The organism is Geotalea toluenoxydans JCM 15764 (assembly GCF_001311985.1).
GTDB classification, from domain to species: Bacteria; Desulfobacterota; Desulfuromonadia; order Geobacterales; family Geobacteraceae; genus Geotalea; species Geotalea toluenoxydans.
This window is the reverse complement of the sequence record NZ_BBCJ01000045.1, coordinates 1-17,848: the sequence shown is the minus strand read 5'-3', so window position 1 is coordinate 17,848 and position 17,848 is coordinate 1. Positions and strand designations below refer to the sequence as shown.

The window sequence follows — 17,848 nt, the reverse complement described above, 5'->3', positions numbered from 1 at the left end:
CATGCCGAAAAGCGCCCCCTCTCCCTAACCCTCTCCTTTAGGCCCTGTGGGTCCACAAGGGGAGAGGGAATTTTCTCTATCAAGACGATATGAGGTCTCAAATGGCCACTGACATAACCATGCCCAAGCTGTCCGACACCATGACCGAAGGCCGCCTCATCTCCTGGAAAAAATCGGTGGGAGACCAGGTAGAACGTGGCGATGTCATTGCGAGGTGGAAACGGACAAGGCGAATATGGAATTGGAGTCGTTCGGTGCCGGCATCCTGCTGGAGCAGCGGGTAAAACCGGGGGAAATGGTGCCGGTGGGAACGGTAATCGGAGTGGTCGGGCCACCGGGGGAGAAGGCGGAAGCCAAACCTGAGGTGGTGCCGGAGCAGCCTGCCGCAGAAGTGATCCCGCCGGCGGTCGACAAAACCTCCAAAACCGCGGCACAAGGCTCCACCGGCGCCATGGCCGGAGATGTTCCCGAACGGATCATGGAACTACCTGAAGCGCGGGAATTTGCTAAGGCAGCCGGAGATAAGGCTTCACCAAGGGTGCGGCGCCTGGCAAGGGAAAAGGGGCTTGACCTGGCGCAGATCACCGGCAGTGGGCCAGAAGGGCGCATCCTGCAGGAAGACCTGGAGCGGTTTGGGGTTCATGAAGAGAAGAAGGAGAAAAGACCCGCTGGGGAAGCGGCAGAACCGGCAGAAGTTCCATCGGCTGCCGGACAGCCACTGAGCCGCATGCGGACAGCCATTGCCCGCAAGGTGAGCGAGTCCTGGCGGCAGATTCCCCATTTCACGGTAACGGTTGCCGTCGAGGTCGGTGAGGCGGAGAAGGTCTACCGGGAGCTGAAGCAGGCCGGCACGGCGGTAACTCTCAACGACATTATCATTAAAGCCGTTGCCGCCACCATTGGCAGATTTCCCCTCGTCAACGCTTCCTTTAGCCAGACCGGTATTGAAACGCACGATGAAATCAATATCGGTGTAGCGGTAAGCCTGGATGAAGGACTGCTGATGCCGGTAATCAAAGGCTGCCAGACTCTTTCCGTCAGGGAAATTGCAGCACGGAGTCATGAAGTCATAGACCGGGCCCGCAACGGTACCATCGGCGAGACCGATCTCAGCGGCGGCACCTTTTCCATTTCCAATATGGGCATGCTTGGGTCGAACAGTTTTCCGCCATCATTTATCCTCCCCAGGGCGCCATACTGGCTGTCGCAGCTGCCTTAGACGAGGCTGTGGTGAAGGGAGGCAGGTGGTTCCCTCCAGAATCATGCGCATGACCCTTTCCGCCGACCATCGCCTGATAGATGGCGCCTATGCGGCTCGCTTCATGGCAGAGCTGAAACGGGTGCTGGAGAACCCAATTGTCCTACTCATCTGACAGAAGATGTACTCTGCATACCAGGGAGCTCGGCCTTATGGATTTCGCCGCCGCCTATTCCCTGCAGGAGCGTCTTGCCGGAGATGTCTACAGGGGCGAATCGCCGGAGACACTGCTTCTGCTGGAGCATCCGCCAGTCTATACCATAGGCAGCGGCGGCGATGTGGGCAACGTTCTGGACAGCGCCGTCGAGGTGAGGCGAATCAACCGGGGGGGAGACGTGACTTACCATGGTCCGGGCCAGCTGGTCGGTTATCCGATCATGGACCTCTCACAGCGGGGCCGCGACCTGCAGCGCTATCTCCGTTTTCTGGAACAGGTGCTGATCGATACTATTGCCGATTTTAAGGTGGCGGCCTTTCCTGTTGCAGGCAAAACCGGTGTCTGGACCGGCAGGGGAAAGATTGCTTCCATAGGGATCGGTGTGAGGCGTTGGGTCACCATGCATGGCTTTGCCATGAACGTGGTCAACGACTTGATACCCTTTTCCATGATCAATCCTTGCGGCATGGCAAATTGTCCGGTTACTTCCCTCGGGGCAGAAACAGGCGCCCAGATTACCATGGAAGAAGTACGTTCACATCTTTCTGCCCGGTTCCAGGAGTTGATGGACATATGGCTGCCGCTCAGTACCTGTTGACAAAGCAGCAACATTTTCCCAGGAGGTTGCATGGCTATCGATGATCTGAAATTACCCGTGGAAAAGCTCAGATGGGAATGCGATCCCCAGAGCTTCGATTTTGAAACCACCAGCGATATTCCCGGTCTGGAGGGGACCGTCGGCCAGGTGCGGGCTCTGAAATCCATAGAATTCGGCCTGGGGATGCAGGAGGATGGTTTCAATATCTTTCTTGCCGGGGAACCGGGCACCGGACGCAGCACCACCATCAACAACCTGCTCAGCAAAAGGGCGAAGTCCGAGCCTCCTCCCAAAGATTGGTGCTATCTGCACAATTTCAAGTCCCAGGACAACCCCATTGCCATTCCTCTGCCCGCCGGCATGGGCTGCCAACTTGCCTGTGACATGGATGAATTTGTGGAGGGGGTCAAGGCAAACATCCCCAAGGCTCTGGAAAGCAAGGAGTATGAGACGAACAAGCTGGCGATAATGGAAGATTACCAGGAAAAGAACAGTGAGCTGTTCGGCAACCTGGAGAAGGAGGCCGGCGAAAAAAGCTTTGCCCTGCAGCGAACCGTGTCGGGCCTGGTGATGGTGCCGCAGAAGGAGGGACGGAGCTACACCCAGGAAGAATACGATACCCTGTCGAAGGAAGAACGGGACAAACTGGACGAGGTCGGTAAGGATCTGTCGGAAAAACTCAATGACGTGCTCAGGCAGGTGCGGGAGAACGAAAAATCCACCAAGGACGAACTGGCCAAACTTGATCGGGAACTGGGGCTTTTTTCCGTCGGGCACCACCTGGATCCGCTGCGGGAAAAGTACCGCGAATTCCAAAAAGTGCTCGACTACCTGGAGACGGTGCAGGAGGACATCCTTCTCAACCTTGAGGACTTCAAGCCCCAGCCGCCGGCGCCGCAGCTGCCGGGTATCAGGCTGCCGCGGCAAGAGCCATCCTTCGAGCGATACAAGGTCAACCTGTTTGTGGACAATAAAGAAATCCAAGGGGCGCCGATCATCTTCGAGGCCAATCCCACCTACAACAACCTTTTCGGACGCATCGAACACGTCATGCAAATGGGAGGAGCCGCCACCACAAACTTTACCCTTATCAAGCCGGGGGCGCTGCACCGGGCTAACGGCGGTTATCTCATTGTCGACGCCCGCGAAGTGCTTATCAATCCCTTTGCCTGGGATGCATTGAAGCGCTGCATCAGAAACGGCGTCATCAGAATCGAGGATGTGCTGGAGCAGTACCGGTTCATGACGGTGGTTTCACTGAAGCCGGAGCCGATCCCGCTCCAGGCAAAAATCATCATGATCGGTTCACCTTGGATCTATTACCTGCTTTATTATCTTGAGCCGGATTACCGTAAATTCTTCAAGGTCAAGGCCGAGTTCGACAGTCGGGTGAATCGGACGCCGGAGATCATGAAGGATTATGCGCTGTTCGTCTCCATCCATTGCAGGGAGGAGAAGCTGCTTCCCTTCGACCGCACCGGGGTTGCCGCCCTCCTGGATTACTCGGCGCGCTGGTGGAGGACCAGGAGAAGCTTTCTGCCCAGTTCATGGAGATCTCGGACATGATTCGCGAGGCTGATTATTGGGCCCAGAAGGAAAACAGCCCGGTGGTTACCCGCGAATATGTGAAGCGCGCCATAGCCGAAAAGAACTACCGCAGCAACCGCATAGAAGAGCGGATGCAGGAGATGATCACCGACGGCATCATTCTGGTGGACACTGCCGGCAGCGAAGTGGGGCAGATCAACGGCCTTTCGGTGATCACCCTTGGCGACTTTGCCTTTGGGAGACCATCACGGGTGACGGCACGGGTCTATATGGGACGAGGCGGCATGGTGAACATCGAACGGGAGGTGAAACTCTCCGGGCCGATCCACGACAAGGGCGTGCTGATTCTAACCGGCTATCTGGGAGGGAAATATGCCCATGACAGGCCCATTTCCTTTTCCGCTTCCCTCTGTTTCGAACAGTCCTACGAAGGGGTGGAGGGGGATAGCGCGTCATCGACCGAACTTTATGCGCTGCTCTCGGCCCTTTCCGGTGTGCCGCTCAAACAGGGCATCGCCGTTACCGGCAGCGTCAATCAGCTGGGCAAGGTGCAGCCCATCGGCGGCGTCAACTACAAGATCGAAGGGTTCTATGCCGTATGCAAGGCCAAGGGGCTTATGGGGGACCAGGGAGTGATCATTCCAAAAAGCAACGAGCGCCACCTGATGCTGAGCGACGAGGTGGTCGAGGCGGTAAAAGAGGGAAAATTCCACATCTGGAGTGTTGAATCCATAGATCAGGGCATTGAGTTGCTGACAGGTGTCCCTGCCGGAGAGCTGCTTGCCGATGGCACCTACGCTGAAGGAACGATCAACGGCATGGTGGACAAGCGTTTGCGCGAGATGCAGGAGAAAATGAAGAAATTGGCGGCAACGGGCGAAAAAGAGGAAAAGGCTGGTAATAACAGGGATGACAAGTAACTACCGGTCGCGTGCCAGTGGTTCATCACCGTGTGGGGACTGTTTCAGGCGCAGGACCAGACAGGTGATTTCGAACCAGAGACGGACAAGGATCATTGCCGCCAGCCGGCCCGGCAGATGGTCGGAAAGGCGGTCGAGAAAGCGGTCGTAAAATTCGAGAAATACATGTTTCCCCTCTCCGGCGGCAAGCCTTTTCTGAAGTTGTGCCGTACATCCACTGCCAGTGCCAGCTGCCAACCGTTATCGCGGACATAGGCGCCGGTATCCAACCAGAATTTTTGCCGTTCCCACCACGGCAGCGCCTGGATGCGGCGCCTGAAGATATGGAAGAAGGGCAGGATCTGCAGATTGCTGGTGCGGCCCTGGGTCGTGTAGATCAAGGGAATGTCCAGCAGAAAATCTTCCCTGCCGATTGCAGCCAAGTTGAGAATCATGGCATTGAGGGTCTGACGGGCAGAGAACCCTTCATTTTCGAAGCGCCGGGCAGAGGTGTGGATGGTGGCGGGAATGAGAATCCATTCCCCCCTTTCGGCAACAGCTTCAGCGAATTTGGTATCTTCCAGGAACGGCAGTGATTCGGCAAAAGGACCTATCTGACGACAAAAAGAGCGGCGCATGAGAAAACACTGATCGCCGTGGATGCAGTGGCGACGGGAAAGTCTCGCCTTTGACTCAAGATAATGGTAGCCGAAGGAAGGCGCTGTGCTGTTGCGCAGGAATCGAAGGGTGAAATGCCCCGCTACCCGGTCATTGCCCCTTTCGGCGATGGCTTTTTCAAGATACTGCAACCCTTTTTCCAGGGCATCGTCTGCAGCAAAGCTTGAATCGGCATGGAGAAAAAGAATGGTGTTACCGCAGCTGGCGGCAATGCCGGCGTTAAGCTGGCGGCCGCGTCCCTTCTCACTGTGGATTACCGAAACGGGAAAGGGCGCTTCTTCCACCAGGGACCAGGCCCTTGCCACCGTTGCATCGTTCGAGCCGCCGTCGCAGATGATCAGCTCGAATGCCACCCCATCCTGGGCCTTCAATGTGTGGAACAGGCCGTCGATGACTGCAGCCTCGTTGTAGACCGGCACGATTATGGAAAGTTCGGGTTTTATCGCAGGAAATGCCATTCTGTCTCAGTGCTGAATAAGGCTGTCGGCCCTTGACACCAGGTCGGGGAGGTCCGGTTTGGTCAGAATGTCATTAGCGCCGATACTCTTCCATTTATTCTTGTTATCTTCCGAGGCCAGGGAAGAAAAAATCACTACCGGCAATCCTTCGAATCCGCTTTCTTTCCTGATCAGAGAGGTCAGGTGCAACCCATCCATCTTCGGCATTTCGATGTCGGTAATAAGCAGATCAACCTCGCTTCTCAAGTCGGTATTGGTGCTTCTGCTACGGGCCAGCTTTTCATTCAGCAGATGCCATGCTTCCTCGCCGTTTTCAGCTTCATCCACATTGTAGCCTGCGTTGCGTAACGTTGTGCAGATGGTCTGGCGGATAAATGCCGAGTCGTCAGCCACCAGAATCCTTTTGGCTGACCTGTCGAAAACGGGTGACATCTCCAGCTGTTTCTGTCCCAGTTCGGTCATGACATCTGCAGCGCACAGTTCACCGACGATCTTCTCAAAGTCCAGGAGGAGAATGATCCGGTTTTCCATCTTGACCACCCCGGTTATCCTGGAATCGCTGGCGTGCTTCACCGGAGGTTCAACCGATTGCCAGGAAATGCGGTAGATGCGCGATACCGAATGTACCAGGACACCGACGATCAGCCTGTTGAATTCAAGGACGATGACCTTGTCCGTGGCAATACCATCGGTATTTTTGTTCAGGACGATGGCCAGGTCGATCAGGGTAATCACCTTGTCCCGCAGCTTGATCATTCCCTTGATGGAAGGGGACGGTTGATGGTTGTCCTGATCTCCGGCACCCGGATAATCTCCCGAACCTTGGCCACATTGACGCCGAAGTAGCAGGGAACGACCTTGCCGTTGCCGTCAATTTCATCAACCCGGAATTCGACTATTTCCAGCTCATTGGTGTCGCTTTGCAGCAGAATATTGTTGTTAATGTCCATGGGGCTCTCGCTTTGCAGGTTTTATTTGAACTGCCCATTTAAACTCTATCGGCAGCTAGCGGCGAAAGCTTAGGGGTAAATCATTTTTTATCATCCATGGCACAAATATCCACCTTGTTGTCGTAAAAGGTGCTGCCTTCTCCCCTGTCGGTCAGCCGTTGGGAGGTGAGGGCATTGACCGACCGTGACCCCGGCGCGTAGGCCAGCCACCACACCCCTTCTGCAACTACTACCCCTCTGGGCACCTTTGGGGTAATGCGCAAGGTGAAGGTTACATCGCCCACGTCATTCCGGGCGCGTACGGCCATTCCGTTCTCAAGGCCCTTTTCCTCGGCGTCCAGCGGGTTCATCTGCAGAAGCATTCCTCCCTGCTTGCGGCGCAGCTCTTCCTGTTCGTAAAAAGACGCGTTGAGGGCATATGGCGTGGGCGCCGTCATCAGGCGAAAGGGAAATGGGTCGTTATCTCCGTGGGGGGGGGAGGTAACAGGGGAGGGGATGCTCTTCCCGCGGGTTGAAAATCTCGATTCTGCCAGAGCTGGTGCGGTATGGGAAGCCTGTCTCCGGCAGGCGAAGCTGGACGGCCCTGCCGACCGCGAGCGCTTCAACGTCAATGTCTTGTCGAAGACTGGTGGGAATGGACAGCAGGTGATCGATGAGATCATCGGCGGTCTGGCGAAAGAATGGATCATCCAGTCCCATGGCCTGGGCAAGAAGGCCGAATACTTCCCGGTTTGACCTGCTCTGGCCGACGGCAGGAATGGCAGCCCTGGCTCGCTGGATATGGTAAGTACCGTAGCTGCGGTAGAGGTCGCTGTGCTCCAGGGATGAGGTGGCGGGCAGGACGATATCGGCATGGCGGGCAGTGTCGGTCATGAACCGCTCGTGGACGACGGTGAAAAGGTTTTCCCGCAACAGCCCCTTGATGACCGCATTCTGATCAGGGGTCACGGCGGCCGGATTGGAATGATAAACATAGAGGGACATGATCGGCGGATCATCCAGCCCGTTGAGGGCATTTCCCAGTTGATTCATGTTGACGATGCGGGTGGGAGCGGCCATGAAATCCTCCGCGTCACCTCCTTCATGCGAAGGCCGGGCCGGTGGATGTGCCGGGGAAACAGCCGCCTCCTTCCCTGCCGTAGGCGCCGGTGATTGCCGGCAGGCAGGCGATGGTCCGGATGGTCATGGCGCCGTTGCCGTAGCGTGAGAGCCCGCTGCCGAGTCGAATGTATGCCGCTTTGGCTTTGCCGTATTCCCTTGCCAGGCCCTCGATCTTTTCTCCAGCAATTCCGGTGATCGCCGCTACTTTCTCAGGAGAGTAATCGGGCAGAACCTGATCCTTCAGCTCCTGGAAGCCCTGCACCCGTTGTGCGACGAATCCGTGATTCACCAGATCATCCCGCACCAGAATGTGCATCATCCCCAAAGCCAGAGCGCCATCGCTGCCGGGGCGTACCAGGATCACATCATCGGCGGCTGACGCAGTTGCCGTTTCATAGGTATTGATCAGCCAGACCCTTGCCCCGTTTCGCTTTGCATCCTGCACGCCGCGCAGGAAATGGATGCTGGTCGCTGCCGCGTCGATTCCCCACAGGATAACCAGGTCGCTTTTGGCAACGGACTCTGGTGGCGGTGGTGGCGTTTCCCCCATCACCGCCTGCCACCCGGCATCCTTGGCCGGTGAGCAGATGGTCCGGGCCAGGCGGGAGGCGCCCAGTGCATGAAAGAACGGATGGCCGCTGTTCCGCTGGATCAGCCCCATGGTGCCGGCATAGGAATAGGGAAGAATGGCCTCGGCACCGTATCTGCCGATGATCTCCCGCCAGCGCAGGGCGATTTCACCGATGGCGTCATCCCAGGTGACAGGCGTGAAGCTACCGCTTCCTTTGGCGCCGGTCCGTTTGAGCGGCGTGGTCAGTCGCAGCGGTGAATGGACGGTCTGTTCATAGTGGAGCATTTTCGGGCAGAGCAGCCACGGGTATAGGGATGATCAGGGTCGCCGCTGACCCTGACGGCCTTGCCTTCGGAGACTTCCACCAGTAGCCCGCAGGTATCCGGGCAGTCATAGGGGCAGGCAGAGCGTTTTATCTGAGTTGTCACACAAAGCTCCCTTTCGTTACCGAATGAATAAAAACCTGCCGAGTTTAGCATGAAAGCAGGCACACAGTTTCACCCTCGTTGATTGAAATACCATAACTTGCGCCAAGGCGGTTTTTCCTGTTATAACTCACCCATGGATAACGGGCGCGGACGCATTTCTCTGCGGGAGATTTTCACAACCTTTTTTTATATCGGCGCAACCGGTTTCGGCGGCGGCATGGCTATCGTCTCCCTCATGGAACGGGTCTGTGTCCACCGCAAACGCTGGCTCGGCCTCGATGAATTCATGCACGGCCTGGCTTTCGGCCAGATCCTCGGCCCTTTTTCCCTTAATACCGCCATCTTCATCGGCTATTACCTGCGCGGCAGCTTGGGTGGCATCACGGCCGCAGCGGGCTTCATCTCGCCATCCTTTTTTCTTATTTCGCTTTTGTCCTGGCTCTATTTCAGATTTCACGAGCTGCCCCAGCTGCAATCGGCTCTCAAGGGGACAAATCCGGTGGTAATAGCGCTGATTGTAGTGGCTGCAGCCGATGGTACGCAGCAAGGTCAAGAGCGTCAATGACTGGCTGCTGGTGGCCATATCCTTTGCCGCAGTTGCCTTCTTCAAAATCAATGCGCTGGTCGTTCTTGTGCTGGCTGGGATATGGGCCTTCGGGCGGGGATATTACCAGAAGGAACACCAATAATGGCGGCCATCTTCAACCTTGCCTGGATATTTCTCAAAATCGGCTTCATTTTTTTCGGTGGCGGCTACGTTTTGATACCTCTGCTGCATCGGATCATGGTGGAGCAATATCAGTGGTTGACTCTGAGGGAATTTCTCGATGGGGTGGCTCTGTCACAGCTGACTCCCGGTCCACTGGCCATGCTGGCCACTTTCACCGGTTTCAGGGCCGGCGGTTTCATGGGAGGGCTGATAGCGACCATTTTTATCTTTCTGCCCGGCACGGTCCTGATGCTGTTCTTTGCCAACCGTTACGAGAAACTGCGTGATATGGAACTGATGAAGGCCGCTCTTGACGGCATACTGCCGGCGGTAATAGGCCTGGTGGCGTCAGCGCCTATAATCTGGGCGCCACCTCGCTCGGCTCTCCCCGGGATTTTGTCATGCTCGTCGCCGGTTTTCTGATCCTCCAGTTCACCAAGGTCAGCCCCATGCTGGTCATACTAGGGGCTGGGGCGATCGGCTATTTCCTGCACTTTTCCTGATCATGCATGCTCAACTGACACCTATATCGCTTTCATCTCCCGGCCATCGGCGCATGCAGTAAACGCACTCTTCCGTGCCATGGAGAATGGTGTCCCGAAGCTGTTCCCCTTCATATCTGGCCGGGCATCTTCGGGGGAGCGGATAACGGTGTATGGTATTATTCTTGATAAAAAACATGCTTGTCTCCTTTGCCGGAAGGTTCGACCATAGTCACTGCAGTTATTCCCAAGCCCATTACATTGTTGCATGGGGGGCAAACTGGGGTCCTTCATGTTTCTCCTGGCAGCTGACACAGTAAATGGCATCCGGCACGACCTTCACCCGCTCGGTGGGTATCTCCTCGCCGCAATCTTCACAAACGCCGTAGGACCCTTCTTTCAGCTTGCGCTCTGCTTCTTCCAGGTGGGAAAGTTCTTCCTTCCTGGAGTCCGCAACCGAGAGCCCGGTATCCCCTATGACATCCAGCAGGCTACGATCACCATCATCCAGCGCATTTTCATACTGGGCGTTGCTCTGTGCCCCCAGATTTTCGAATAGTTCAACCCGCAGCTCATTCCATAACCGGCGCTTCTTCTCCATCAGGATTTCTTTCAGCTCTTCGTCGCGGCTGCCCATGACAACCTCCCGGAATGTGGGATGAAAGTACTCAATAAAACTTTACCATGGATGGGAAAAAATGAAATTACAGGGGTTTTCCCTCTTCGAGGACCTGCACCCGCAGCCCTGGCCGGGAGCAGAGATGTACAGGAAAAGGAGGTCCACCCGGTGCGGCAGATGAGGCTCGATGCGGAAATCCTCTTTGAAGCTCCATCGGAAACTTCTGACTTTGCTGTCTTCGGCAATGCCGAGGTGGCGGATAATTTCGCCGGTCCTGCCCCTGGGGACGGCACTGTTGACGGTTTCGATTCCGGTGAAAAAGGAGGGGAGCCTGCTTGCTGCCGGATACTCGGCAAGGCAGAAATCATAGCAGAGGGATTCTCTGATCTTTTCTATTCGGGAAGAGGTGAGAATGGTTTCAGCAAAGTGCCACAGATTTTCAAAAAGCCCCGACAAGGGGGTGTGCATGGGGATGTCCTGCTCTTCCCAGTAATGGGCAGCTGCATGGAAAATATCGGCCAGGGGGCATGCTCAGCCAGTACGGACAGCGATGTGCCGAATCTGCGCTGTTGTAGAGCAGGTCCACCAGTCTGGAGATTAATTCTATCCTGCAGATATCTCCATAGGTCAGCCAGGGGGTGCGCAGAATCTTGTATGGGGGGGCGGCAGAATAGGCATAGCCTTCGCTGTCGGCGATCTTGCGCATGGGGGCGCCTTCAGCACCTTGAGCGGTTCTACCTGGATATGGTGAGGGCTGAGCTCGCACAGACCTGCAGGGAACGGAGGAACCCCTGGTAATCCTCGCCGGGCAGCCCTGCCACCAGATCCAGATGGATGGTGACCTGGGTTTCCTGCCGCAGCCGCGCCACGTTGATGAAAAGTTTATCCAGATCGGAGCTGCGCCCGACCCGTTCCAGGGTTTCCGTATCTTTCGACTGAATGCCGATCTCGAAGCGGAAGGTGTCCTGGGGTACCTTTGCCAACAGCGCCAGATTTTCTTCGGTCAGCAGGTCGGCGGCAATCTCGAAATGAAAGCGGCTCCCTCTGTTGTTATGGAGGATGTAGTCCCAGATCTCGTTGGCGCGGGAGACATCGTAGTTGAAGGTCCGGTCCACCAGCTTGACGGTCTTGACCTCCTTTGCCATGAGAATGCCCAGATCGCTCCGGATTCGCTCCATGGAAAAGGAGCGCACCCCCCGTTCCAGGGATGACATGCAGAAGGCGCAGGAGAAAGGGCAGCCCCGGGATGTTTCGTAGTAGACGAGGGGCTTTTTCAGGTCGGCAAGGCCTGCAGCAAAGGGGGAAGGGATCGAATCGAGGCAGGCGATGGGGGCTCGTTCAGGGGCAGCGATTATATCTGCTCCCGTGCGGCAGGCGATGCGTCAATATCTTCAATGGGGTGATCCGACAACAATGCCTCCAGTAGTTGCCGGCAGCTGGCTTCTCCTTCGCCCCTGACGATGCAGTCCACAGCCGGATGGTGATCGAGGAGTTCAAAGACGCCATGGGATGCCTCTGGCCCGCCGAGGACAATGCAGGTCTCAGGCTGCACCAGCTTCAGGTCGGCAGCCAGCTTCAAGGTCTGGCCGATATTCCAGATGTAGCAGGAGAACAGCACCACATCTGCCTTTTCTGCCACGAGCTGGTGCAAAACTCCGTCAGCCGGCTCATTGATGGTGAACTCACGGATGCTTATCCCGATACCGTTGATTTCACCGCAGGCAGCTGCAAGGTAGGGGAGGGCCAGGGAAGCGTGGACATATTTGGCGTGGAGGGTGGTAAGAAGAACTTTCATGGCGGAATTGTAGCGGATGGGCATTGGAATGGCCAGTAAAAGTTAGACCAATTTTTCACTGTGTCAGTTGCCGGTCATGGAGTTGTTATGCTACTGTAGCGATGTCAAAACCGTAAGGGGTGGAACATGAAAAAAAGACTGCCAAAGATGCTTTACGCCGATGCAAAAGGAAACATCTTCGACCATCCGGATTTTTCTATGGCCGGCATGAACGGTACGGAAGCGGTGCTTCCGGAGGATGTGGAACTTATTCCGCTGCCGGAAGACAGCCGGCTCTTCACCATTCCCGATACGCCTCCCATTGCCTGGGACCGGAAGCAGGGGCGGTTTGTTACGGTGGATACGGTCCGCGAGGGAAAACGCAGTCAGCGGGTGCAGGCAGTCTCGGCTTTCATGGCTCCCGGCTATGTGCGAACGCTGCTTCCTGCTTGTGATTACAGCCGAAAAAAGATCCATCTGCCGCTCTGGTCATACACTGCCGTGGGCTGGGATGAGGAACAGGAGCGGTTCGTGGTGGCGGCCAGCCGGGTGGACAGCAATCAGAACTGGAACCCGTGCAATTACGATGATCGCAAGCTGGACCACTGGTGCGCAAACGCCTGCGGGAGATGCCGGACAACCGCCTCTTGGAGCAGCTGGCCCGATGTGCCGTGGATTACCATTGTTTTGCCGCCAAGAATTTGTTTTTCCGCCGGTGGGAGGCGCCGTTGCCCACCTCTCCCGTCTGTAACTCACGCTGTCTCGGTTGTATCAGCCTGCAGCCCTCCGACTGCTGTCCCTCCAACCACGAGCGCATCTCCTTCGTGCCAACACCGGAGGAGATCGTGGAGCTGGCGCTGCCCCACCTGAATGAAGCCCCGGAACCGATTGTCTCCTACGGTCAGGGGTGCGAAGGGGATCCGATCATGCAGGCCGACACCATTGCCGAAGCCACCCGCCGCCTCAAGGCTGCAACCAGCAAGGGGACCGTCAACTTCAACTCAAACGGCTCGTTTCCCGACCGGGTGCGCATGCTCTGCGATGCCGGAATGGACTCCATGCGCTTTTCCATGAACTCGGTGCAGGAGGAATTCTACAACCGCTACTACCGACCGGTGGGGTATAAATTCAGTCAGGTTGTGGAGTCGGTGAAGTGTGCAAAGGAACGAGGCCTCTTTACCATGATCAATTACCTGGTGTCGCCGGGATTGACCGACAGTGAGGCCGAGGTGGATGCGCTGCTGAAATTCATCGGCGAGACCGGGGTGGACATGCTACAGATGCGAAATCTTTCCATCGACCCGGATTTTTACAATAAAAGGATGCAGCTTTCCGGACGGGGCATCGGCATGTATCGAATGCTGGAGCGGGTAAAAAGGGAGTTTCCGAGGATTCAGTTCGGTTATTTCAACAGGACCAGGGAAAATTTTTATCCGGAAGGACTGGAAAACAGCTGGCCCATCAAAAGCTGACGGGCGGAGCAAGGGAGGATCAGTCTCGCTTGTGGCAGTCGCTGCAATGCTGGAGCGGTCCTACCCCCAGCTTTCTATGGCAACCCAGGCAGAGCTTGTGGCAGAGTCGTGATCCAGCTCGATGAAACGCGGCGGCCCATTGTGGCAATCGCCGCAGGTGAAATTCCTGCGGTGATTGACGTGGTCGAAAGTAATGTCGCCGTTATAGGCTTTGAAAGTATAGGCGCCTTCTGCGACGACCGTACAGGATAAGAGCATCAGCATCAGGAATATGCTTTTTTTCATAATGATTACCGTATAATCGCCGTTTAGAAATTTAGGTAATGTATAGATAAATGTCGCAACATTGTCAATGAGATCTTCCTTCAAGTTTCTCCCCATCGCTCAACTCCAACTACCCCTTATTTGTAATCGTCACAAGAATCTCGTAGTTCTCGCGATTTAACTGCGGCATGTTAAATAGCTAGCTTCCACTTTTTTTAAACACCTTTGTTGTTGCCCCCGCATTTTTCAAAATAATAGTGAAATCTGCATGTCAAAACTGGCAGTTATCCCACGTAAAAAAGCATCTTTATGCATCGGGCGCGATAATTGCACAAATATAAAACGTTTTAATCTTGACCCGATTTCAGTTCTTGTCTCTATACCTCATCACAAGTTTCACATTCGACCTGAATTCAATTAAATAATCAAAGGGAGGGCTTATGGGAAATGACTTGAGCAGTAAATCATTACCGCCTGAAAGGGGTAAGGGAAGGGGCCTGCTGGCGAATATGAGCGGGCATGCAAAGCTATCGCTGCTCGGCGGACTTTTAATGTGTCTTCTGACCCTGGGCTTTTTATTCGTTATGAACGCTCCGGTACAAGCTTTCGTAACCAAGGGGGCCTCGTGTTCTGCAGGATCTTGTCACGGGGCAACCAACACTGCAGCAACCATAACTACTTCAATCAACGGAACTCCGGGGACATCAATCACGGTGACCGCCGGTAGCACAATTGAAGTCGATTGGTTTTATACCAGCATGCTGACCAACGCGAACAGGTACTCCGGTACTAACCCTGAAATTGCAATTCCTGCAAACTGGACAATTGCAGCCGGTACTGCCAATGCCACAGGCCTTACTGGTTGGAGCACTGCATGGAATGCCACAGACGGTGCTACATGGAATACCAGCTATAGTACAGCTTCAGAGTTTCCCAACAGCCCTCAGGGGTTCTCTACCGATTATACCGGCACTTCATGGGATAACGCTCCCGCAACGCTGCTTTCGATGACGGGACCGCTGGTGACCTTGATGGAACTGCAAACAGGATGGGGAGCGATGCACGAATCACTATTCCTTCAAACACACCAGCAGGGACTTATAATATTGTTGTACTTGGTATAGGTCATGATGCTGCTAACAGTAAAGCTCATGTAGAACAGGTGTTGACAATAACCGTTCAAACAGTAGCAAAGCAAACTCCAACTATCAATACATGGCCTACAGCCAGTGCAATCACTTACGGACAGGCACTTTCCTCCTCGACTCTGAGCGGCGGCAGTGCATCAGTTCCCGGTACCTTTGCCTGGATTACATCATCGACAACACCAGCTGTAGGAGCACCAGCACAAGCTGTTCGGTTTACTCCCACGGATACTGTCGGTTACAACACAGTTGATGGCACGGTCCCCATTACCGTTAATAGGGCCGCTCTAACGGTAACCGCCAGTAGTCCGAGTAAAACTTATGGTAGTGCCAACCCGGCCCTCACCGTTGCCTACGTCGGGTTTGTTCTTGGCGATACGGCTTCCAGCCTCACTACCCAGCCGACTGCAACGACGACTGCCACCGTTTCAAGCCCAGCAGGTACCTATGCTACTGTGCCCAGCGGCGGCGCCAGCGACAACTACAATTTTACCTATGTAAATGGAACACTAACGGTTAATAAGGCACCTTTGACCGTAACCGCAAGTAGCCCAAATAAAACGTACGGCAGTGTCAACCCGGCATTCTCCGTTTCTTACAGCGGCTTTGTCCTTGGCGAGACAGTTGCTAACCTCACCACCCAGCCCACAGCAACAACAGCGGCCACGGTTTCCAGTCCGGCAGGGTCCTATGCTACTGTTGCCAGTGGTGGGGTGAGCAACAACTACAGCTTCACCTATGTAAATGGTACAGTGACCGTTAACCAGGCAGCACTTACCGTTACGGCAAACGACGCCGGCAAAACCTATGGTGCTGCGAACCCTGCTCTGGCGGTATCATACAGCGGTTTCGTTCTCGGCGAGACCGCTTCTGACCTGACAACTCAACCAACTGCATCCACAGCCGCTACAGCCTCCAGTGTGGTTGGAACCTACCCCATAACTGCCAATGGAGGCGTCAGCAGCAACTACAGCTTTACCTACGTTCCCGGCACGTTGACCGTAAACAAAACGATGTTGACAGTAACGGCCGACGATAAGGCAAAGAGCCAGGGGACAGCAAATCCGCCCCTTACTGTTTCTTACGTCGGCTTCGTCCTTGGCGAGACTGCATCAAATCTTGCCACCCAGCCGACGGCAACCACTACAGCAATTACGTCCAGCCCGGTGGGAACTATCCCATCACGCCAAGCGGCGGCGTCAGCAGCAACTATGACTTCAATTATGTCGCCGGTACGCTTACGGTGACAGACTTCGTCAAACTTGATCAGACCATCACCTTTGCAGCTCCCTCAGCTAAAACATACGGCGATGCGGATTTCAACCGGGTGCATGGCCAGTTCAGGCCTGTCGGTTAGCTACACCAGTTCCAACACTTCCGTTGCGACCATCGTTGGTGGCCTCATCCACATCGTTGGAGCCGGTACGACAACCATTACCGCAAACCAAACTGGGGACGGTACCTATAACGCCGCTACGCCCGTCCCCCAGACTTTGACAGTGAACACGAAGACTTTGACTGTTACTGCCGGCAGTGCCGGCAAGACCTACGGTAGTGCCAACCCGGCACTCAGTGTTGCCTACAGTGGTTTTGTCGGATCTGATACTGCAGCCAGTCTGACTACGCAGCCGACTGCAACCACAGCCGCTACAACCACCAGCCCTGCCGGTACCTATTCAACAACGGCCAGTGGCGGGGTAAGCAATAACTACAGCTTCAACTATGTGGCTGGGACTCTGACCATTAACAAGGCAGCACTTACCGTAACCGCCAATAACTCCAGCAAGACCTATGGAGCTGTCAATCCTGCTCTCACCGTAACCTATGCAGGCTTCGTTGCCGGTGACACCGCCGCATCACTTATCAGCCAGGCAACCGCAACCACCACTGCAACGACGGCAAGTGGTTCCGGAACTTATCCGATAACCGCAGCAGGCGCAGCCAGCAACAACTACGACTTCACCTATGTTGCCGGTACGCTGACCGTTGACAAGGCAACTCTTACCGTAACCGCCAATAACGCCAGCAAGGTCTATGGCGCTTCCAACCCGGTCATGAGCGTTATTTATGCCGGTTTTGTCAATGGCGACACCGCTGCTTCTCTTTCCACTCAACCAACGGCGTCCACAACGGTAGTCGTAGCGAGTCCTGTCGGCAATTATCCGATTACTGCATCTGGTGGAGTGAGCAATAACTACAATTTCACCTATGTTGCCGGAACACTGACCGTTGACAGGGCACCGCTTACCGTAACCGCCAGCAACGCCAGCAAGATCTACGGCGCTGCCAATCCTGCCCTGACCGTAGCCTACACCGGTTTCGTTGCCGGTGATACTGCCTCATCACTTACCAGCCAGGCGACCGCAACCACCGCAGCAACCACGACAAGCGGCGCCGGCACCTATCCGATCACCGCAGCGGCGCAGTAAGCAACAACTACAACTTCACCTATGTTGCCGGAACACTGACCGTTGACAAGGCACCACTTGCCGTAACCGCCAACAACGCCGGCAAGATCTACGGCACTGCCAATCCTGCCCTGACCGTAGCCTATGCCGGTTTCGTTGCCGGTGACACCGTCGCATCACTTACCAGCCAGGCTACCGCAACCACCGCCGCAACCACGACCAGTGGCGCCGGAACCTACCCGATCACCGCAGCGGCGCAACAAGCAACAATTACAACTTCACCTATGTTGCCGGAACACTGACCGTTGACAAGGCACCACTTACCGTAA

Annotated in this window: 22 protein-coding genes and 4 pseudogenes; 13 read left to right on the top strand and 13 right to left on the bottom strand. The window is 55.4% G+C overall.

The annotated features are described in order from the left end of the window. Positions 1-89: 89 nt before the first annotated feature. From JCM15764_RS28975 to JCM15764_RS19960, 5 genes and pseudogenes are all read left to right on the top strand, one after another. Positions 90-262 (top strand): annotated as a pseudogene (locus JCM15764_RS28975) (biotin/lipoyl-containing protein); the annotation flags it as partial. Further along, positions 236-1,219 (top strand): dihydrolipoamide acetyltransferase family protein, encoded by a 984-nt coding sequence (locus tag JCM15764_RS19970; RefSeq protein ID WP_369412393.1) that lies wholly within the window; start codon positions 236-238, stop codon positions 1,217-1,219. The pseudogene JCM15764_RS28975 and the gene JCM15764_RS19970, both read left to right, overlap by 27 nt. A 25-nt stretch (positions 1,220-1,244) precedes the next feature. After that, positions 1,245-1,373 (top strand): 2-oxo acid dehydrogenase subunit E2, encoded by a 129-nt coding sequence (locus JCM15764_RS28970; RefSeq protein ID WP_369412391.1) that lies wholly within the window; start codon positions 1,245-1,247, stop codon positions 1,371-1,373. A 13-nt stretch (positions 1,374-1,386) separates the two neighbouring features. Beyond that, positions 1,387-2,013, top strand: a complete 627-nt coding sequence (gene lipB, locus JCM15764_RS19965; RefSeq protein WP_243689487.1) for a lipoyl(octanoyl) transferase LipB — start codon at positions 1,387-1,389, stop codon at positions 2,011-2,013. Positions 2,014-2,043: 30 nt separating this feature from the next. After that, positions 2,044-4,481 (top strand): annotated as a pseudogene (locus JCM15764_RS19960) (Lon protease family protein). Positions 4,482-4,573: 92 nt separating this feature from the next. Here JCM15764_RS19960 and JCM15764_RS19955 read toward each other — a convergent pair. The 6 genes and pseudogenes from JCM15764_RS19955 to JCM15764_RS30465 all read right to left on the bottom strand — a co-directional run bounded on the left by JCM15764_RS19955 (position 4,574) and on the right by JCM15764_RS30465 (position 8,646). Beyond that, positions 4,574-5,596, bottom strand: a complete 1,023-nt coding sequence (locus JCM15764_RS19955; RefSeq protein ID WP_054698675.1) for a TIGR04283 family arsenosugar biosynthesis glycosyltransferase — start codon at positions 5,594-5,596, stop codon at positions 4,574-4,576. 6 nt (positions 5,597-5,602) lie between these two features. Beyond that, positions 5,603-6,546 (bottom strand): annotated as a pseudogene (locus tag JCM15764_RS19950) (chemotaxis protein CheV). Between the two features lie 80 nt (positions 6,547-6,626). After that, complete coding sequence (locus tag JCM15764_RS30480) at positions 6,627-6,983, bottom strand: molybdopterin dinucleotide binding domain-containing protein (RefSeq protein WP_439645359.1); 357 nt, start codon at positions 6,981-6,983, stop codon at positions 6,627-6,629. Positions 6,984-7,005: 22 nt separating this feature from the next. Beyond that, positions 7,006-7,605, bottom strand: a complete 600-nt coding sequence (locus tag JCM15764_RS30475) for a molybdopterin-dependent oxidoreductase (RefSeq protein ID WP_439645358.1) — start codon at positions 7,603-7,605, stop codon at positions 7,006-7,008. Between the two features lie 22 nt (positions 7,606-7,627). Further along, the gene (locus JCM15764_RS30470) at positions 7,628-8,503 is read right to left on the bottom strand and encodes a molybdopterin-dependent oxidoreductase (RefSeq protein WP_439645356.1); all 876 of its coding nucleotides are present in this window, start codon (positions 8,501-8,503) and stop codon (positions 7,628-7,630) included. Next, positions 8,461-8,646: a hypothetical protein gene (locus tag JCM15764_RS30465; protein ID WP_439645355.1), complete on the bottom strand. Its 186-nt coding sequence runs from the start codon at positions 8,644-8,646 to the stop codon at positions 8,461-8,463. The genes JCM15764_RS30470 and JCM15764_RS30465 overlap by 43 nt, the downstream gene beginning before the upstream one ends. A 133-nt stretch (positions 8,647-8,779) precedes the next feature. Here JCM15764_RS30465 and JCM15764_RS19940 point away from each other — a divergent pair, with 133 nt between their 5' ends. The 3 genes from JCM15764_RS19940 to JCM15764_RS19935 are packed head-to-tail and all read left to right on the top strand — an operon-like array spanning position 8,780 to position 9,778. Further along, positions 8,780-9,211: a chromate transporter gene (locus tag JCM15764_RS19940; protein ID WP_243689485.1), complete on the top strand. Its 432-nt coding sequence runs from the start codon at positions 8,780-8,782 to the stop codon at positions 9,209-9,211. Further along, positions 9,180-9,335 carry a hypothetical protein gene (locus JCM15764_RS25420; protein ID WP_243689484.1) on the top strand — a complete coding sequence of 52 codons (156 nt, stop codon included), beginning with the start codon at positions 9,180-9,182 and terminating at the stop codon, positions 9,333-9,335. Before JCM15764_RS19940 ends, JCM15764_RS25420 begins: the two co-directional genes overlap by 32 nt. Continuing rightward, a complete protein-coding gene (locus tag JCM15764_RS19935) occupies positions 9,335-9,778 on the top strand; it encodes a chromate transporter (protein WP_243689483.1) in 444 nt (147 codons plus the stop codon). The genes JCM15764_RS25420 and JCM15764_RS19935 overlap by 1 nt, the downstream gene beginning before the upstream one ends. 90 nt (positions 9,779-9,868) lie before the next feature. On the opposite strand, the gene JCM15764_RS25415 is transcribed toward JCM15764_RS19935, so the two are convergent. The 6 genes from JCM15764_RS25415 to JCM15764_RS25400 form a co-directional block, all read right to left on the bottom strand. Then, a complete protein-coding gene (locus tag JCM15764_RS25415) occupies positions 9,869-10,036 on the bottom strand; it encodes a hypothetical protein (protein ID WP_243689482.1) in 168 nt (55 codons plus the stop codon). A 57-nt stretch (positions 10,037-10,093) separates the two neighbouring features. Then, a complete protein-coding gene (locus JCM15764_RS19930) occupies positions 10,094-10,474 on the bottom strand; it encodes a TraR/DksA family transcriptional regulator (RefSeq protein WP_054698673.1) in 381 nt (126 codons plus the stop codon). Positions 10,475-10,516: 42 nt separating this feature from the next. Beyond that, positions 10,517-10,924, bottom strand: a complete 408-nt coding sequence (locus JCM15764_RS27440; RefSeq protein WP_279384593.1) for a hypothetical protein — start codon at positions 10,922-10,924, stop codon at positions 10,517-10,519. Next, positions 10,896-11,162, bottom strand: coding sequence for a DUF4080 domain-containing protein (locus JCM15764_RS27435; protein WP_279384592.1), 267 nt, complete (start codon positions 11,160-11,162; stop codon positions 10,896-10,898). The genes JCM15764_RS27440 and JCM15764_RS27435 overlap by 29 nt, the downstream gene beginning before the upstream one ends. Before the next feature lie 28 nt (positions 11,163-11,190). After that, positions 11,191-11,670 carry a radical SAM protein gene (locus JCM15764_RS25405; RefSeq protein WP_243689481.1) on the bottom strand — a complete coding sequence of 160 codons (480 nt, stop codon included), beginning with the start codon at positions 11,668-11,670 and terminating at the stop codon, positions 11,191-11,193. Positions 11,671-11,807: 137 nt separating this feature from the next. Beyond that, entirely contained in the window at positions 11,808-12,275 is a 468-nt protein-coding gene (locus JCM15764_RS25400; protein WP_243689480.1) for a B12-binding domain-containing radical SAM protein, read from the bottom strand. Positions 12,276-12,377: 102 nt separating this feature from the next. Between JCM15764_RS25400 and JCM15764_RS19920 the strand changes: the two are divergent. After that, a pseudogene (locus JCM15764_RS19920) lies at positions 12,378-13,702 on the top strand (radical SAM family protein). Between the two features lie 60 nt (positions 13,703-13,762). On the opposite strand, the gene JCM15764_RS19915 reads toward JCM15764_RS19920, so the two are convergent. After that, positions 13,763-14,083, bottom strand: a complete 321-nt coding sequence (locus JCM15764_RS19915) for a cytochrome c3 family protein (RefSeq protein ID WP_243689479.1) — start codon at positions 14,081-14,083, stop codon at positions 13,763-13,765. A 323-nt stretch (positions 14,084-14,406) separates the two neighbouring features. Between JCM15764_RS19915 and JCM15764_RS19910 the strand changes: the two genes are divergently transcribed. From JCM15764_RS19910 to JCM15764_RS28965, 4 genes are all read left to right on the top strand, one after another. Further along, entirely contained in the window at positions 14,407-15,090 is a 684-nt protein-coding gene (locus JCM15764_RS19910) for a hypothetical protein (protein WP_054698671.1), read from the top strand. A gap of 38 nt (positions 15,091-15,128) precedes the next feature. Further along, positions 15,129-16,358 carry an MBG domain-containing protein gene (locus JCM15764_RS25395; RefSeq protein ID WP_243689478.1) on the top strand — a complete coding sequence of 410 codons (1,230 nt, stop codon included), beginning with the start codon at positions 15,129-15,131 and terminating at the stop codon, positions 16,356-16,358. An 84-nt stretch (positions 16,359-16,442) separates the two neighbouring features. Next, the gene (locus JCM15764_RS19900; protein ID WP_243689477.1) at positions 16,443-17,540 is read left to right on the top strand and encodes an MBG domain-containing protein; all 1,098 of its coding nucleotides are present in this window, start codon (positions 16,443-16,445) and stop codon (positions 17,538-17,540) included. Beyond that, a complete protein-coding gene (locus tag JCM15764_RS28965; RefSeq protein WP_369412392.1) occupies positions 17,453-17,821 on the top strand; it encodes an MBG domain-containing protein in 369 nt (122 codons plus the stop codon). The genes JCM15764_RS19900 and JCM15764_RS28965 overlap by 88 nt, the downstream gene beginning before the upstream one ends. The last annotated feature ends 27 nt before the right edge of the window (positions 17,822-17,848 follow it).

Excerpts from the sequence above, each read along its gene's own strand:
- JCM15764_RS19935 (WP_243689483.1), top strand. The coding sequence starts at position 9,335 with ATGGCGGCCATCTTCAACCTTGCCTGGATATTTCTCAAAATCGGCTTC.
- JCM15764_RS19900 (WP_243689477.1), top strand. The coding sequence starts at position 16,443 with ATGGCCAGTTCAGGCCTGTCGGTTAGCTACACCAGTTCCAACACTTCC.
- JCM15764_RS25400 (WP_243689480.1), bottom strand. The coding sequence starts at position 12,275 with ATGCCCATCCGCTACAATTCCGCCATGAAAGTTCTTCTTACCACCCTC.
- JCM15764_RS19930 (WP_054698673.1), bottom strand. The coding sequence starts at position 10,474 with ATGGGCAGCCGCGACGAAGAGCTGAAAGAAATCCTGATGGAGAAGAAG.
- JCM15764_RS19970 (WP_369412393.1), top strand. The coding sequence starts at position 236 with ATGGAATTGGAGTCGTTCGGTGCCGGCATCCTGCTGGAGCAGCGGGTA.
- JCM15764_RS27440 (WP_279384593.1), bottom strand. The coding sequence starts at position 10,924 with ATGCACACCCCCTTGTCGGGGCTTTTTGAAAATCTGTGGCACTTTGCT.
- JCM15764_RS19955 (WP_054698675.1), bottom strand. The coding sequence starts at position 5,596 with ATGGCATTTCCTGCGATAAAACCCGAACTTTCCATAATCGTGCCGGTC.
- JCM15764_RS19940 (WP_243689485.1), top strand. The coding sequence starts at position 8,780 with ATGGATAACGGGCGCGGACGCATTTCTCTGCGGGAGATTTTCACAACC.
- JCM15764_RS25420 (WP_243689484.1), top strand. The coding sequence starts at position 9,180 with ATGGTACGCAGCAAGGTCAAGAGCGTCAATGACTGGCTGCTGGTGGCC.
- JCM15764_RS30470 (WP_439645356.1), bottom strand. The coding sequence starts at position 8,503 with ATGCTCCACTATGAACAGACCGTCCATTCACCGCTGCGACTGACCACG.
- JCM15764_RS19915 (WP_243689479.1), bottom strand. The coding sequence starts at position 14,083 with ATGGGGAGAAACTTGAAGGAAGATCTCATTGACAATGTTGCGACATTT.
- JCM15764_RS25405 (WP_243689481.1), bottom strand. The coding sequence starts at position 11,670 with ATGTCATCCCTGGAACGGGGGGTGCGCTCCTTTTCCATGGAGCGAATC.
- JCM15764_RS30480 (WP_439645359.1), bottom strand. The coding sequence starts at position 6,983 with ATGACGGCGCCCACGCCATATGCCCTCAACGCGTCTTTTTACGAACAG.
- JCM15764_RS27435 (WP_279384592.1), bottom strand. The coding sequence starts at position 11,162 with ATGCGCAAGATCGCCGACAGCGAAGGCTATGCCTATTCTGCCGCCCCC.
- JCM15764_RS25415 (WP_243689482.1), bottom strand. The coding sequence starts at position 10,036 with ATGTTTTTTATCAAGAATAATACCATACACCGTTATCCGCTCCCCCGA.
- JCM15764_RS30475 (WP_439645358.1), bottom strand. The coding sequence starts at position 7,605 with ATGGCCGCTCCCACCCGCATCGTCAACATGAATCAACTGGGAAATGCC.
- JCM15764_RS19910 (WP_054698671.1), top strand. The coding sequence starts at position 14,407 with ATGGGAAATGACTTGAGCAGTAAATCATTACCGCCTGAAAGGGGTAAG.